The organism is Streptomyces sp. NPDC058685 (assembly GCF_042714725.1).
In the GTDB taxonomy this organism is placed as follows: Bacteria; Actinomycetota; Actinomycetes; order Streptomycetales; family Streptomycetaceae; genus Streptomyces.
Genome location: NZ_JBHXSL010000096.1, coordinates 1 through 14,253 on the forward strand (window position 1 = coordinate 1; position 14,253 = coordinate 14,253).

At 69.0% G+C, this 14,253-nt stretch carries 9 protein-coding genes; 4 read left to right on the top strand and 5 right to left on the bottom strand.

Features of this window, described 5'->3' with window-relative positions:
• Window positions 1-98: 98 nt before the first annotated feature.
• The 4 genes from ACFWU3_RS35805 to ACFWU3_RS35820 form a co-directional block, all read right to left on the bottom strand.
• Entirely contained in the window at window positions 99-1,487 is a 1,389-nt protein-coding gene (locus tag ACFWU3_RS35805) for an OFA family MFS transporter (protein ID WP_384445711.1), read from the bottom strand.
• 82 nt (window positions 1,488-1,569) lie between these two features.
• Window positions 1,570-3,723 carry an acetate--CoA ligase family protein gene (locus ACFWU3_RS35810; protein ID WP_384445713.1) on the bottom strand — a complete coding sequence of 718 codons (2,154 nt, stop codon included), beginning with the start codon at window positions 3,721-3,723 and terminating at the stop codon, window positions 1,570-1,572.
• 2 nt (window positions 3,724-3,725) lie between these two features.
• A complete protein-coding gene (gene frc / locus ACFWU3_RS35815) occupies window positions 3,726-4,964 on the bottom strand; it encodes a formyl-CoA transferase (RefSeq protein ID WP_313943099.1) in 1,239 nt (412 codons plus the stop codon).
• 12 nt (window positions 4,965-4,976) lie between these two features.
• Window positions 4,977-6,671, bottom strand: a complete 1,695-nt coding sequence (locus ACFWU3_RS35820) for a thiamine pyrophosphate-binding protein (protein WP_384445715.1) — start codon at window positions 6,669-6,671, stop codon at window positions 4,977-4,979.
• A gap of 159 nt (window positions 6,672-6,830) precedes the next feature.
• On the opposite strand from ACFWU3_RS35820, the gene sucC reads away from it, so the two are divergent.
• The 3 genes from sucC to ACFWU3_RS35835 all read left to right on the top strand — a co-directional run bounded on the left by sucC (window position 6,831) and on the right by ACFWU3_RS35835 (window position 10,557).
• A complete protein-coding gene (gene sucC / locus ACFWU3_RS35825) occupies window positions 6,831-7,964 on the top strand; it encodes an ADP-forming succinate--CoA ligase subunit beta (protein ID WP_384445717.1) in 1,134 nt (377 codons plus the stop codon).
• Window positions 7,965-7,975: 11 nt separating this feature from the next.
• Window positions 7,976-8,863 (top strand): succinate--CoA ligase subunit alpha, encoded by an 888-nt coding sequence (sucD, locus tag ACFWU3_RS35830; RefSeq protein WP_384445719.1) that lies wholly within the window; start codon window positions 7,976-7,978, stop codon window positions 8,861-8,863.
• Between the two features lie 125 nt (window positions 8,864-8,988).
• Window positions 8,989-10,557, top strand: a complete 1,569-nt coding sequence (locus tag ACFWU3_RS35835; protein WP_384445721.1) for an aldehyde dehydrogenase family protein — start codon at window positions 8,989-8,991, stop codon at window positions 10,555-10,557.
• Between the two features lie 83 nt (window positions 10,558-10,640).
• On the opposite strand, the gene ACFWU3_RS35840 is transcribed toward ACFWU3_RS35835, so the two are convergent.
• Window positions 10,641-11,948: a DUF2254 domain-containing protein gene (locus ACFWU3_RS35840; protein WP_384445723.1), complete on the bottom strand. Its 1,308-nt coding sequence runs from the start codon at window positions 11,946-11,948 to the stop codon at window positions 10,641-10,643.
• Window positions 11,949-12,183: 235 nt separating this feature from the next.
• Between ACFWU3_RS35840 and ACFWU3_RS35845 the strand changes: the two genes are divergently transcribed.
• The gene (locus ACFWU3_RS35845) at window positions 12,184-14,178 is read left to right on the top strand and encodes a DUF1996 domain-containing protein (protein WP_384445725.1); all 1,995 of its coding nucleotides are present in this window, start codon (window positions 12,184-12,186) and stop codon (window positions 14,176-14,178) included.
• The last annotated feature ends 75 nt before the right edge of the window (window positions 14,179-14,253 follow it).

Consider the following 14,253-nt stretch of genomic DNA (forward strand, 5'->3'; position numbering starts at 1 on the left):
GGGGGGAGCGGTGGGGGGGCGCGGAGGTGGGGGGCCGCCGCGACGGGTCGATCGGGGCGCGGCAGCCCCCCGCGGCGACACCCTCGTCACCCGTCCGTTCAGTCGCCGTCCCGGCTGATCGGCATCGGGTTGGCCGCCAGACTCTTGGACTTCGGCCGGCCCGGTGGGGTCAGGAACAGGGCTATGAACGCGGCGAACAGCGAGATCGAACCGGCGAGGGTGAACGCCCCGCTGTGACCCCAGTTGCTCACCACGACGGCTCCCATGCCGGATCCCATCAGCCCGGACACCAGCTTGGAGCTGTAGACCAGCCCGTAGTTGGAGGCGTTGTTGTTCTCGCCGAAGTAGTCCGCCGTCATCGCCGCGAACATCGGGAAGATGGCGCCTCCGCCGAACCCGGAGATGCTGGAGAAGATCAGGAACAGCGGAAGGTTCTCGATGTTGGCGGACCAGAGGATCCCGTACTGCGACAGTCCGAGAACGATACAGACGAAGATCAGACACCGCTTGCGGCCGTAGCGGTCGGACAGCCAGCCGATCACCCCTCGGCCGGTGCCGTTGACGATGGCCTTCAGCGACATGGCCGTGGCGACGATTCCGCCGGCGAAGCCGGCCTCCTTGCCGATGTCGACCTGGAACGCGATGCCGAAGATGTTCACGCCCGAGGTGCACAGCAGGCAGAACCACATCAGCGCGACCCGCCCGGTCTGCCAGGCCTCCTTCGGCGTGTACTGCCGTACGGCGGGCGGGTTCATCGCCAGGGCGCGGCGGGCCCGGGGGTCGTCCGGCGGCCGCAGCGGGTCGACGTCGGCAGGCCACCAGTTCTTCGGCGGGTCCTGGAAGAAGTAGCCGGCCACGGCCACCATCGCGGCCAGGAAGAGACCGACCGAGACGAGCACCCAGCGGAAGTTCGTCAGATCCATGTAGCCGGTGAAGAGGAAGACGAACGGCACGGAACCATAGGCGAAACCGCCGTTGACGAAGCCGGTCTTGCCCCCCTTGCGCTCCGGATACCACTTGCCGACCATGTTCACGCAGGTCGCGTAGACCATGCCGGCGCCCATACCGCTGAACATGCCGAACCCGATGTACGCGACGATCACATGCGGCGCGTACGCGAGGGACAGATACCCCAGCAATGTGCCGACTGCGCCGAACATCATCGCCCAGCGCGCGGGCAGTCTGCCGCTCTCCCTGAGCTTTCCGGCGGGGAAGGCCACCGCCGCCTGGAAGAACACCCACACACCGAGCATCCAGAAGATGTGCCCGCTGTTCCAGCTGTGTGCGATGTGCAGTGTGTCCTCGGCCGACGCGAACGCGTACTCGGCCGAGCTGATGCCCATCATGCCGACCCACGGCAGGATGACCATCCACTTGCGCTTACGGCCCATGATGTCGATATCGGTCTCGCCGAGGCGGTACACGCGGCCGTTGCGGTCCGTCACCTCCCTGAAGGCGACGGGTGTCGAGATGTCGGTGGTAGTCATGTCGGTTTTCACCCCTTGCGTCGAAAGAGCTGGCCAGCGCCCCCTGTCCAATACCTTTCGCACTCGCTCGGGAGAGGTCAGCTCATCGGCCGCCCCCCAACAGACCGGCCGCACGGGCCCACCGGTACTTCGCACCGAGTGCCGCCACCGGCTTCTCGGTGGTGTAGGGGTACGCCACGACACCCCGCTCGAAGAGGTACTGGCACGCCTCCTCGACCTCGACGTCACCGGCGAGCGATGCCACGACCGGCTTCTCGATGCCCCGGGCGCGGAACTCCTCGACCACCCGCGCCGTGAGTTCGGCGAACACCATCGGCGGTGTGACGATGGTGTGCCAGTAGCCGAGGACGAGCGCGTGGATCCGCGGATCCTCGAGCCCCAGCCGGATGGTCGCCTCGTACGTCGAGGGCGGCTCGCCGCCCGTGATGTCGATCGGGTTCCCGGCCGCGCCGAACGGCGGGATGAACGCCTTGAAGGCCGCGTCCAGATCGTCCGGGATCTCCATCAGCCGCAGGCCGTTGTCGACGATGGCGTCGGAGAGCAGCACACCCGAACCGCCGGCACCGGTGATGATCACGACGTTGTCGCCGGTCGGAGTCGGCAGCACCGGCAGCGCCCGCGCGTACTCCAGCATCTCGTTCAGCCCGGGAGCCCGGATCACCCCGGACTGCCGCAGGATGTCGTCGTACACCGCGTCGTCGCCCGCGAGGGCGCCCGTGTGCGAGCCGGCCGCCTTCGCGCCCGCCGCCGTACGGCCTGCCTTGAGGACCACGACCGGCTTCTTCGGCACGGTCGCCCGCGCCGCCTCGACGAAGGCCCGGCCGTCCTTGAGGTCCTCCAGGTGCATGGCGATGCAGTCGGTGTTGGGGTCCTCGCCGAACCAGGTGAGCAGATCGTCCTCGTCGAGGTCGGACTTGTTGCCGAGCCCGACGATCGCGGACACACCGGTCTTCGTGGTCCGGGCGAAGCCCAGGATCGCCATGCCGATACCGCCGGACTGGGAGGTCAGCGCCACCCCGCCCTTGACGTCGTACGGCGTGCAGAACGTGGCGCAGAGGTCCTGCCAGGTGGAGTAGTAGCCGTAGATGTTGGGGCCCAGCAGGCGGATGCCGTGCCGTTCGGCGATCTCCACGATCTCGGCCTGGAGCTCGTGTTCACCGGTCTCGGCGAACCCGGAAGGGATCAGCACGGCATTCGGGATGCCCTTGCGTCCGACCTCTTCGAGCGCGGACGCGACGAACTTCGCGGGGATCGCGAATATCGCCACATCGGGCTCACCCGGCACGTCCATCACGCTCTTGTACGCCTTGCGGCCCTGGATGTCATCGGCCTTGGGGTTCACCGGATGGATCTCGCCCGAGAAACCGCCGTCGATCAGATTCCGCATGACCGAATTGCCGATCTTGCCCTGCTCGTTGGACGCACCGATCACCGTCACCGACTGCGGCTTCATCAGCCGCCGCATCGACGTCAGGATCTCCTCGCGGCTGTATGTGCGGCGCTTCACCGGCTGTTCGTCGGCGAGGATCACGCGGATGTCCGCGGCCACGGCCCCGTCCGGCGTCGCGATCACCGGGTTGAGGTCGACCTCGGCGATCTCCGGGAAGTCGCTCACCAGTTGGGACACCCGGCGGATCTGCTCCGCCAGCGCCCACCGGTCCACCGCGGGCGCACCGCGCACCCCCCGCAGGATCTCGGCCGCGCGGATCGAGTCCAGCATCGACGTCGCCTCGTCCGCCGTCACCGGCGCCAGCCGGAACGTGACGTCCTTCAGAACCTCGACCAGCACGCCGCCGAGCCCGAAGGCGACGACCTTGCCGAACGTCGGGTCGGTGACCGCGCCGACGATGACCTCCTGGCCCGGCGGCAGCATCTGCTGCACCTGCACACCGTCGATGCGTGCGTCCGGCGCGTACGCCTTGGCGTTCTCCACGATCTTGCGGAAGGCCGCGCGCACTTCGGCCGCGCCCCGCACACCGACGATGACCCCGCCGGCATCCGTCTTGTGCAGGATGTCGGGGGAGACGATCTTCAGGACCACCTTGCCGCCGAGCCGGTCCGCGTACAGCACCGCCTCGTCCACGTCCCGCGCCAGCGCCTCGCCCGGCACGGCGATCCCGTACGCGTCGGCGACCGTCTTGCCCTCCGGAGCCGTGAGCGCGCCGCGCCCCTCGGCCCGTACGGTCTCGAGCAGTGCCCGGACCGCTTCCTTGCCCTCGTCGTGAGCCGTCGTCACTACTAGATCACTCCACTCGTCTTCAGCAGCCGCAGCTCCTCGTCGCCGAGGCCCAGCTCGCCGACGTACACCTCTTCGTTGTGCTCGCCGAGCAGCGGCGAGGTGACCACGTCCACCGGGGAGTCCGACAGCTTGAGCGGACTGCCGACCGTGGTGAACGAACCGCGCTGCGGGTGCGCCACCTCGACGACCATCTCGTTCGCGACCAGCGACGCGTCCTCGATGATTTCCCTGGTGGAAAGAATCGGACCGCAGGGGATGTTGTGGGCGTTCAGCCGCTCCAGCACCTCCCACTTCGGAAGCGTCGAGGACCACTCCTCGATCAGCTGGAACATCTTCGACAGCTTCGGCAGTCGCGCCTCCGGCGTCGACCACTCCGGGTCCTCGGCCAGTTCCGGCCGGCCGATCAGCTCCGACATCGGCCGCCAGCCCACCGGCTGGACGATGACGTACACATAGTCGTTCGGGCCGCCGGGCGCGCACTTGACCGCCCAGCCGGGCTGTCCGCCGCCCGACGCGTTGCCGCTGCGCGGCACCTCGTCGGCCTCGGCCGTGTCCTGGGCGTTCGGGTACTCCGCGAGCGGACCGTGTGCGAGCCGCTGCTGGTCCCGCAGCTTCACCCGGCACAGGTTCAGCACGGCGTGCTGCATCGCGACGTTGACCCGCTGCCCGCGGCCGGTGGACTCGCGCTGGAACAGCGCGGCGAGGATGCCGGCGACCGCGTGGACGCCGGTGCCCGAGTCGCCGATCTGCGCGCCGGTCGCCAGCGGCGGACCTTCTTCGAAGCCGGTGGTCGACATGGAGCCGCCCATGGCCTGCGCCACGACCTCGTACGCCTTGAAGTTGGTGTACGGCCCGTCGCCGAAGCCCTTGATGGAGGCGTAGACGATCCGCGGGTTGATCTCCCGGATCCTGTCCCAGGTGAACCCCATCCGGTCCACCGCTCCGGGGCCGAAGTTCTCCACCATCACATCGCTGCGCCGGATGAGCTCGGTGAGGATCTCCTTGCCGCGCTCCGTCTTGGTGTTGAGCGTGATGCTCCGCTTGTTGCAGTTGAGCATCGTGAAGTAGAGCGAGTCGACGTCCGGCAGGTCGCGGAGCTGCTTGCGGGTGATGTCGCCGCTCGGCGCCTCCAGCTTCACCACGTCGGCGCCGAGCCAGCCCAGCAGCTGGGTGGCCGAGGGACCGGACTGGACATGTGTCATGTCGAGGACGCGCACGCCCTCAAGAGCCTTGGTCATGAGGGGGCTCCTCTACTTGTACATGGTCTGGTTCATGGTTCCGGGGGCGTACGCGTCGGGGTCGACCCAGACATTGATCAGCGACGGCAGCCCGGACTCGCGGGCACGGCGCAGCGCCGGCGCGATGTCGGCCGGGTCGCGGACCTCTTCGCCGTAACCGCCCAGCATCTGGGCGAACTTGTCGTAGTGGACGTCGCCGAGGGTGTTGCCGACCCGCTCGCGCTCCAGTCCGTACTTCTGCGCCTGGCCGTAACGGATCTGGTTCATCGAGGAGTTGTTGCCGACGATCCCGACGAAGGGCAGGTTGTAGCGGACGAGCGTCTCGAAGTCCCAGCCGGTGAGCGAGAACGCGCCGTCGCCGAACAGCGCCACGACCTCCTTGTCGGGCCGCGCCTTCTTGGCGGCGAGTACGAAGGGGACACCGACGCCGAGCGTGCCGAGCGGTCCCGGGTCCATCCAGTGGCCGGGCGACTTGGGCTGCACGACCTGCCCGGAGAAGGTGACGATGTCGCCGCCGTCGCCGATGTAGATGGAGTCCTCGGTGAGAAAGTCGTTGATCTCGCTCACCAGGCGGTACGGGTGGATGGGGGAGGCGTCCGACGTCAGTTGCGGCAGCCGCTTCTCGAGCGCCGACTGTTCGGCCGCGCGCAGCTCCTCCAGCCATGCCTTGCGCTTGACCGCGCCGCCGTTGAGCCGTCCCGTGACCGAATCGGTGACGGACTTCAGGATCTGTCCCGCGTCGCCCACGATGCCGAGGTCGATGTCCCGGTTCTTGCCGACGGTGCGGTAGTCCAGGTCGATCTGCACGACCGTCGCGTTCGGCGAGAGCCGCTTGCCGTATCCCATGCGGAAGTCGAAGGGCGTGCCGACGATGACGATGACATCGGCGTTGGAGAACGCGTACCGCCGTGACAGCTGGAAGTGGTGCGGGTCCCCGGGCGGCAGTGTGCCGCGGCCGGCGCCGTTCATGTAGGCGGGCACATTGAGAGTGCGGACGAGCTCGACGGCCGCGTCGGTGGCGCGAGTCGTCCACACCTGGCTGCCCAGGAGGATCGCCGGCTTCTCCGCGTGCACCAGCAGATCGGCGAGCTTCTCCACCGCCTCGGGGTCACCGGCCTGGCGCGTCGAGGCCCGGTACTGCCCGGCCTTGGGCACCCGGGCCTTCTCCACCGGCACCTGGGCGTCCAGCACATCGCGCGGTATCTCCAGGAAGGAGGGGCCCGGCGCTCCGTGGAAGCACTCGCGGAAGGCCATCGAGACCATGTCGGCCGCACGCGCCGTGTCCGGCACGGTCGCGGCGAACTTGGTGATCGGCGTCATCATGTCGACGTGCGGCAGGTCCTGGAGCGAGCCCATCTTGTGCTGGGTGTGCGCCCCCTGACCGCCGATGAGCAGCATGGGGGACTCGGCGCGGAAGGCGTTGGCGACGCCGGTGACCGCGTCGGTGGTGCCGGGGCCGGCCGTCACCACGGCGCAGCCGGGCTTGCCCGTGATGCGGGCGTACCCGTCGGCGGCGTGCGCGGCCACCTGTTCATGGCGTACGTCGACGACTTCGATGCCCTCGTCGACACAGCCGTCGTAGATGTCGATGATGTGGCCGCCGCACAGCGTGTAGATGACCTCGACGCCCTCGGCCTTGAGGGCCTTGGCGACCAGATGACCACCTGAGATGAGTTCCGGGTTGGTGCCGCTGTTGTCATCGGGCATGGCGAAGTCCTGTCCCTTCGTAGGGGAGTCGGTCGGCGTCCCAGTACATTGCATACAGTCGACGAATACTGTATGAAGCTTGTTATCCCGCATCCGGTGGGTGGTGTCCAGGGGGCGTGCGGCACTTTCACTCGTGAAATCGATGCAGTAGGGGTTGGCATGGATCTGTACGAGCACCAAGCAAGGGATCTCTTCGCGGACTACGGCATCCCGGTGCCGGATGCCGAAACGGCGGACACGGCGCGCGAGGCACGAGAGGCCGCCGAACGGCTCGGCGGACGGGTCGTGGTGAAGGCCCAGGTGAAGACCGGCGGCCGCGGCAAGGCCGGCGGAGTCAAGCTCGCCGCCGACGCGGCGGCGGCGGAGGTGACGGCCCGCCAGATCCTCGGCATGGACATCAAGGGCCACACCGTCCGCACGGTGATGCTGGCCCAACCCGTCGACATCGACGCCGAGTTCTACGTCTCCTACGTCCTCGACCGCGCGGCCGGCACCTTCCTCGCCATCGCGTCCGCCGAAGGCGGCATGGACATCGAGGAGGTCGCCGCCACCCGGCCGGAGGCCGTCGCCCGTATCCCTGTCGACCCCGAACGCGGAGTCACCGCGGCCAAGGCCGCCGAGATCGCCTCGGCCGCCGGACTGCCTCCCGAGACCGCACCCGTCCTGACGAGTCTGTGGCAGGTCCTCGTCCGCGAGGACGCCCTTCTCGTCGAGGTCAACCCCCTCGTACGGACCACCGACAACACGATCCTCGCCCTCGACGGCAAGGTCACCCTGGATGACAACGCCCGCTTCCGGCAGGCTCGTTGGGGTGGCTCCGAAGACGATCCGCACGGTGACCCGCTGGAGGCCGCCGCGGCGGCCAAGGGCCTCAACTACGTCAAACTCGACGGCGAGGTCGGCATCATCGGCAACGGCGCGGGCCTCGTCATGTCCACCCTCGACGTCGTCGCCGGCTGCGGCGCCCGTCCCGCCAACTTCCTCGACATCGGCGGCGGCGCCTCCGCCCAGGTCATGGCCGACGGCCTGTCCGTCATCCTGTCCGACCGGGCCGTGAGCAGCGTCCTGGTCAATGTCTTCGGCGGTATCACCGCCTGCGACGCCGTCGCCGACGGCATCGTCCAGGCGCTGGAGACGGTGACCCTCACCAAGCCGCTCGTCGTACGGCTCGACGGCAACAACGCCGCCCGCGGCCGCGCCATCCTCGACGACCGGGCCCATCCCCTCGTCCAGCAGGCCACCACCATGGACGACGCCGCCCAGCAGGCGGCCGACCTCGCCAACGCGCACTGAGAGGACACGACATGACCATCTTCCTCACCAAGGAGAGCAAGGTCCTCGTCCAGGGCATGACCGGATCCGAGGGGATGAAGCACACCCGGCGCATGCTGGCGTCCGGCACCGACATCGTCGCCGGCGTCAACCCGCGCAAGGCCGGCACCGTCGTCGACTTCGACGACCGAGCCGTGCCCGTGCACGGGACCGTGCGCCAGGCCGTCGAGGCCACCGGCGCCGATGTCAGTGTCGTGTTCGTGCCGCCGCCGTTCGCCAAGGCGGCCGTGATCGAGGCAGCCGACGCCGGGATCGCCCTCGTGGTGGTCATCACCGAAGGCATCCCCGTCCACGACTCGGTCGCCTTCCACGCCTACGCCAGGCAGCGCGGCACGCGCGTGGTCGGCCCCAACTGCCCCGGACTCATCAGCCCCGGACAGTCCAACGCCGGCATCATCCCCGCCGACATCGCCACGGAGCCCGGCCGCATCGGACTCGTCTCCAAGTCCGGCACCCTCACCTACCAACTCATGTACGAACTGCGGGACATCGGCTTCTCCTCCGCGGTCGGCATCGGCGGCGACCCCGTCGTCGGCACCACCCACATCGACTGCCTGGCCGCCTTCGAGAACGACCCGGACACCGAACTGATCGTGCTCATCGGGGAGATCGGCGGGGACGCGGAGGAGCGGGCCGCCGCGTACATCGCCGAGCACGTCACCAAGCCCGTCGTCGGCTACATCGCCGGCTTCACAGCGCCGGAGGGCAAGACGATGGGGCATGCGGGCGCCATCGTCTCCGGCTCCACCGGCACCGCGCTCGCCAAGAAGCAGGCACTCGAAGCCGCCGGCGTACGCGTCGGAGCCACCCCGACCGAGACCTCACGGCTCGTCATCGACCGCCTCGCACAGTCTCGTTGAGGACGTCGCCGACGGCCCGGTCTGCCGCGGTCGTCGACGCCCAGGTCACCGAGGCCGCGTGTGTGCCACCGCACGCGGCCGCCTGCCCGGCACCTCCCGCCTCCTACCGAGCGGAGACCACCCTCATGGCACCCACCCTCACCGCACCCACTCCCGCCCCCGCGCTCACCCTGAAGCCCGGTACCGCCTGGCAGGACGCCTGGCAGCGCTGCCTGACCACCGCCCCCGAGGCCTTCCGGCACGACCGGGTGCTGAACCTCTGGGCCGCCGGCTGGAAGCACGACGGCAACCCGCTGCCCGCCACCAGCCCGGTGGACGGCAGTCCGATCGCCGGCCCGCCGCGCCTCGACGCGGCGACGGCCCAGCAGGCGGTACGAGCCTCGCTGGACCAGCACCGCGCCTGGCGCCATGTGCCGGTCGCCGAACGCCGGGCCAGGGTCTCGGCCGCCCTCGACGCGCTGACCGAACACCGTGAACTGCTCGCTCTGCTGCTGGTCTGGGAGATCGGCAAGCCGTGGCGGCTCGCGCAGGCCGACGTCGACCGTGCGATCGACGGAGTGCGCTGGTACGTCGACGGGATCGAACCCATGCTGACCGGCCGCAGCCCGCTCGCCGGCCCGGTCTCCAACATCGCCAGCTGGAACTACCCGATGTCCGTCCTCGTCCACGCCATGCTCGTCCAGGCCCTGGCCGGCAACGCGGTCATCGCGAAGACCCCGACCGACGGCGGACTCGCCTGCCTCACCCTGGCCTCCGCGCTCGCCGCCCGGGAAGGGCTCCCCATCACCCTGGTGAGCGGCAGCGGCGGCCAGCTCTCGGAAGCACTGGTGCGCTCACCGGAGATCGGCTGTGTCTCCTTCGTCGGCGGCCGCGACACCGGTGCCGACATCGCCACCGCCGTCGCCGACCTCGGCAAGCGCCACATCCTCGAACAGGAGGGTCTCAACACCTGGGGCATCTGGAACTACAGCGACTGGGACGCCCTCACCGCGGTCGTCCCGAAGCTCTTCGACTACGGCAAGCAACGCTGCACCGCCTACCCGCGGTTCGTGGTCCAGCGGGAGCTGTTCGCGGACTTCCTGGCGGCTTACCTCCCCGCCGTACGCTCCATCCGTACGGGCCACCCCCTGGCCGTGGAGAACCCGTCCGACCCGTTGCCCGCACTGGACTTCGGTCCGCTGATCAACGCGGCCAAGGCCAAGGAACTCGGTGACCAGGTGAACGAGGCCATCGGGCGGGGCGCCGTACCGCTGCACCGCGGAACGCTGGACGAGGGTGCGTTCCTGCCCGGCCAGGACACCTCCGCCTATCTGCCCCCGGTCACCCTCCTGGGGCCGCCGCCCTCCTCCCCGCTCCACCACGCCGAACCCTTCGGCCCGGTCGACACCATCGTCCTGGTCGACACCGAGGCGGAGCTGCTCGCGGCGATGAACGCCTCCAACGGCGCGCTGGTCGCCACCCTGTCGACCGACGACCCGCAGACCTTCGACCGTCTGGCCCCGCAGATCCGGGCGTTCAAGACCGGTCAGGGAAAGCCCCGTTCGCGCGGCGACCGGGACGAACTGTTCGGCGGCTTCGGGGCATCCTGGCGAGGCGCCTTCGTCGGTGGCGAACTGCTCGTCCGCGCGGTCACCGACGGTCCGGCGGGGGAGCGGCTGCCGGGCAACTTCCCCGACCATCATCTGATGCCCTGACCGTCCCGCACGCCCTGGGACGTACGTCCCGTGAGGGCCCAGGCCCTGTCCGGGCGATCCTCGAGGGAGCGCCCGGACAGGACCTAGCCGATCCCCTGGCGGTCGGGCCGGAGTGCGAACTCCCGCTCGGCCGCCTCGGGAACGGCCCGTGACACCGCCTGCGCCATCAGCTCACGATGCCGCAGCAGCGGCTCCCTGCGCTCGGGCGCGGCGAGCAGCATCAGATCGTCGAGCGCGGCCATCAGCCGCCGTGTGACCTGTGGGCTGCCGATGGACGCGCCACGGATCTCGGCCAGCCCCAGATCCACCAGATCGGTCCAGCCGGGCACCTCCTGCACCAACCGCACCGCACCCCTCGCATCGCGGTGGTACGCCGTCCCGAGCGGCTGGCGCGCCATGGTGGAGAGCAGCAGGACGATCCGGTCCAGACACTGCACCGCCGTCGTCGGGTCGTTGACGGCCGGCGACAGCGCACGCAAGGCGATGTCCGAGAGCTGCCGCAGGCCGAAACCGATGTCCTGGGACGTCGCGCGCTCCGTCCCGACGGACGCCGAGAGCCCCACGGCCTTGAGCTCCCTGCCCGCCTCACCGTGCACGGCCAGCACCGGAGTCCCGGGAACGACGTAGTCGCCGACCCGCGGAATGAGGCGCAGGACGACTCCATTGCGCCGGGCGACCCGGACGAGCCATGCCACGTTCACGTCCCTCAGCACACCGGGCCGCCCGTGATACGAGATGCGGGCGCTCTCGGCGGGAATGTCGACGGCGTCCTTCCCGCCGGTCGGCTGCCGCAACACCTCCCGCAACGACTCCCTCGCGATGCGGTCGGCCACCGGCCCCACCTGCATCAGGCGCAGCGTCGAACTGACGTACGCGATGAAGAGCACGAGGCTCACCCCGACCAGGAACAGGGTCAACGCGCTCTGGATGAACGGGACGGACTTGACGAGCTCGGGGTCGGACTCGCTCTCGTACGACGTCAGCACGAGCAACGAGAAGAGGAACGTCCCCAGGAACACCGTCAGCGTCGCCTTGCTGATCCGGCTCCGCACGAAGATCCGCACGACGCGGGGGGTGAGCTGACCGCTCGCCATCTGCACGGCGACCAGCGAGATACTGAACACGACACCGATGAAGGTCATCATCGCGGAACTGATGGTCGTGACGATGGTCTGGAGATCGTCGGTGATCGACGTGAAGTCGGCCACCACCTGGAACTCTCCCGCGTCCTGGAGATACCGGACGAGCGCGAAGTCCAGCTCCGAGACGCCCGCCCACAGGGCGACGGAGCCGATCAGTCCCAGGGTGGGGGCGAACCACAGGGTGTCGCGGAGATGCTCGCGCAGGGGTGCGAGGAAGCGGGGACGCCGGAAGCTGGTGCGATCATTCACGAAGCCGAAGGTAGCGTCACGAAGAGCGGTCGTGCGGATACACGCTGTGCGAGGGCGAGGCGCTCTCGGAGGCATCGAAAAATTCTTTCGGCGAGGTTTGAACACCGGCGAACTCTCGCGCGTATAGAGCGCAGCGCTTCTTATCAACCGGTCCAGCAGTGAAGCCCTGGGAGTTCCCGTGAGACGCATGACGCGAAGACGTCCAAAAGGTGCACAGCGCGCGACTGTCGCCGCCGTGGCACTGATTCTGGGAGGGGGCGGCCTCATCGGGTTCGGATCCTTCGCCTCTGCCGGTGAAGGAAGCTCGTCCGGCCAGGACGGGACGCTGAGCGCCGGCGCCTCCACCATCGAATGTCCCGAGGTCGCCAACGCACTGCCGGGTGTTCCGGTCGAGGCGCGGACCGAGGTCGACCGTGAACTGGCGCTGATGGACAGCCAGATCACCGAGGCGTACGCGAAGTTCGCCGATCAGAAGGAACAGATACAGAGCGACCCGCAGTTGGCGGAGAACGCGATTCTCAATCCTCTGAAGGACAAGCGGCAGGCGAGCATCGACCGGATCGCGACCGCCATCGGGCGAAGCGGTGAGAAGCCGAAGGGCATGGACGAACTCGCTCCCTGTTCGCTGCGTGATGACGGCAACGACCAGGGCGACGGCCAGAACGAGGGGGACAACCAGGAGGGCGACGACCAGGGCCAGGGCCAGGACGGCGGTCAGGACCAGGGCAACGGCGGTCAGGACCAGGGCAACGGCGGTCAGGACCAGGGTCAGGCCAACGGCGGTCAGGACGGCGGCCAGGACAACGGCGGCCAGGTCGGCAACGGTCCCGAGGCGAGCGACTTCGCCGACATCCAGTCCGTCCAGCCGAACGTCAAGGCCCCGCAGGCGGGCAATGACGCTTCGACCGGCTCTTTCGCCACCGACTGCGGGGTGAACGAGAACGGCAAGTTCAACCCGGACAACGTCATCGTCGCCCCCGGTGTCGCCAATGGCGCGCACCATATGCACGACTACGTCGGCAACCAGGCGAATGACGCTTTCGCGAGCGACGACGATCTCGCCAACGGCGACACCACCTGCCAGAACCAGGGTGACAAGTCGACCTATTACTGGCCGGTGCTGCGTCTGCAGAACGGTCAGAACGAGAACGACGCCAATGCGGACGGCGGCGGCAAGGACCAGAACATCGGTGAGATCCAGCGACCTTCTGAGGTGACGCTGAACTTCGTCGGCAGCCCGGTCGGCAAGGTCACCGCCATGCCGCGGTTCCTGCGCATCATCACCGGTGACGCCAAGGCACTGACCAATGGTGACAAGAATGCCAACGCGTCCTGGAGCTGCACGGGATTCGAGGACCGTCAGCTGAGGGACAAGTACCCGATCTGCCCCGAGGGCAGCAAGGTCGTGCGCTCCTTCAAGTTCCAGAGCTGCTGGGACGGTCAGAACATCGACAGCGCCAATCACCGCACGCATGTGTCCTTCGCGAACGAGAACGGCGAGTGCGCCGACGGCTTCCGGGCGATTCCCCAGCTGGTGCAGCGGATCGTCTACGACGTGCCGCCCGGCCCTGGCTTCGCCCTCGACTCCTTCCCCGAGCAGCTGCACAAGCCGATCACGGACCACGGCGACTTCATCAACGTCTTCGACGAGAAGCTGATGAGCGACCTCGTGGACTGCATCAACAACGGCCAGAAGTGCGGTCCGGGCGAGGTCGCCCCGAAGCCGGACGAGACGCAGGCGCCCGACCCGGACGAGTCACAGGCGCCGAAGCCGGACGAGTCGCAGGCGCCCGAGCCCGGCAATTCGGCCGAAGCGCCTCCCGCCCCCGAGGAGACGGACAAGCCGGACGAGGGCGGCGCCGCCCCGAAGCCCGACGACACGACCGGCCCCGACGAGACCCCCGCCGCGCCGAGCAAGCCGGCGGAGGAGAACGAGGAGCAGAACCCGGCGACGCCCCCGCGCGGCGACGATGCCCCGGGAGCGGCAGAGCCCGAGGCCGGCGTGCCCGCGGAGCCGAAGCAGCAGGTACTGAAGGCGGCCACCCAGGAAGTCACCCCGCCGCGGGCGTACAACACCCCGGCCCAGGTGGCCAATGCGGCGGCCCCGCAGGGCGGCCTCGCCGACACCGGCGCCCGCATGTGGCCGCTCGCGGCCGGCGCGCTGCTTCTGGTCGCCGGAGTGGTGCTCCTGCGGGTACGCGGCAGAGGAGGAAACGCGCGTCACCTCTGAGCCCCGACGCGGCGGCCTGATCGGTCGGCCCGCCCCGAGGAGCTGAGGAACACCGGCTCGCACCACCGTGAGGTC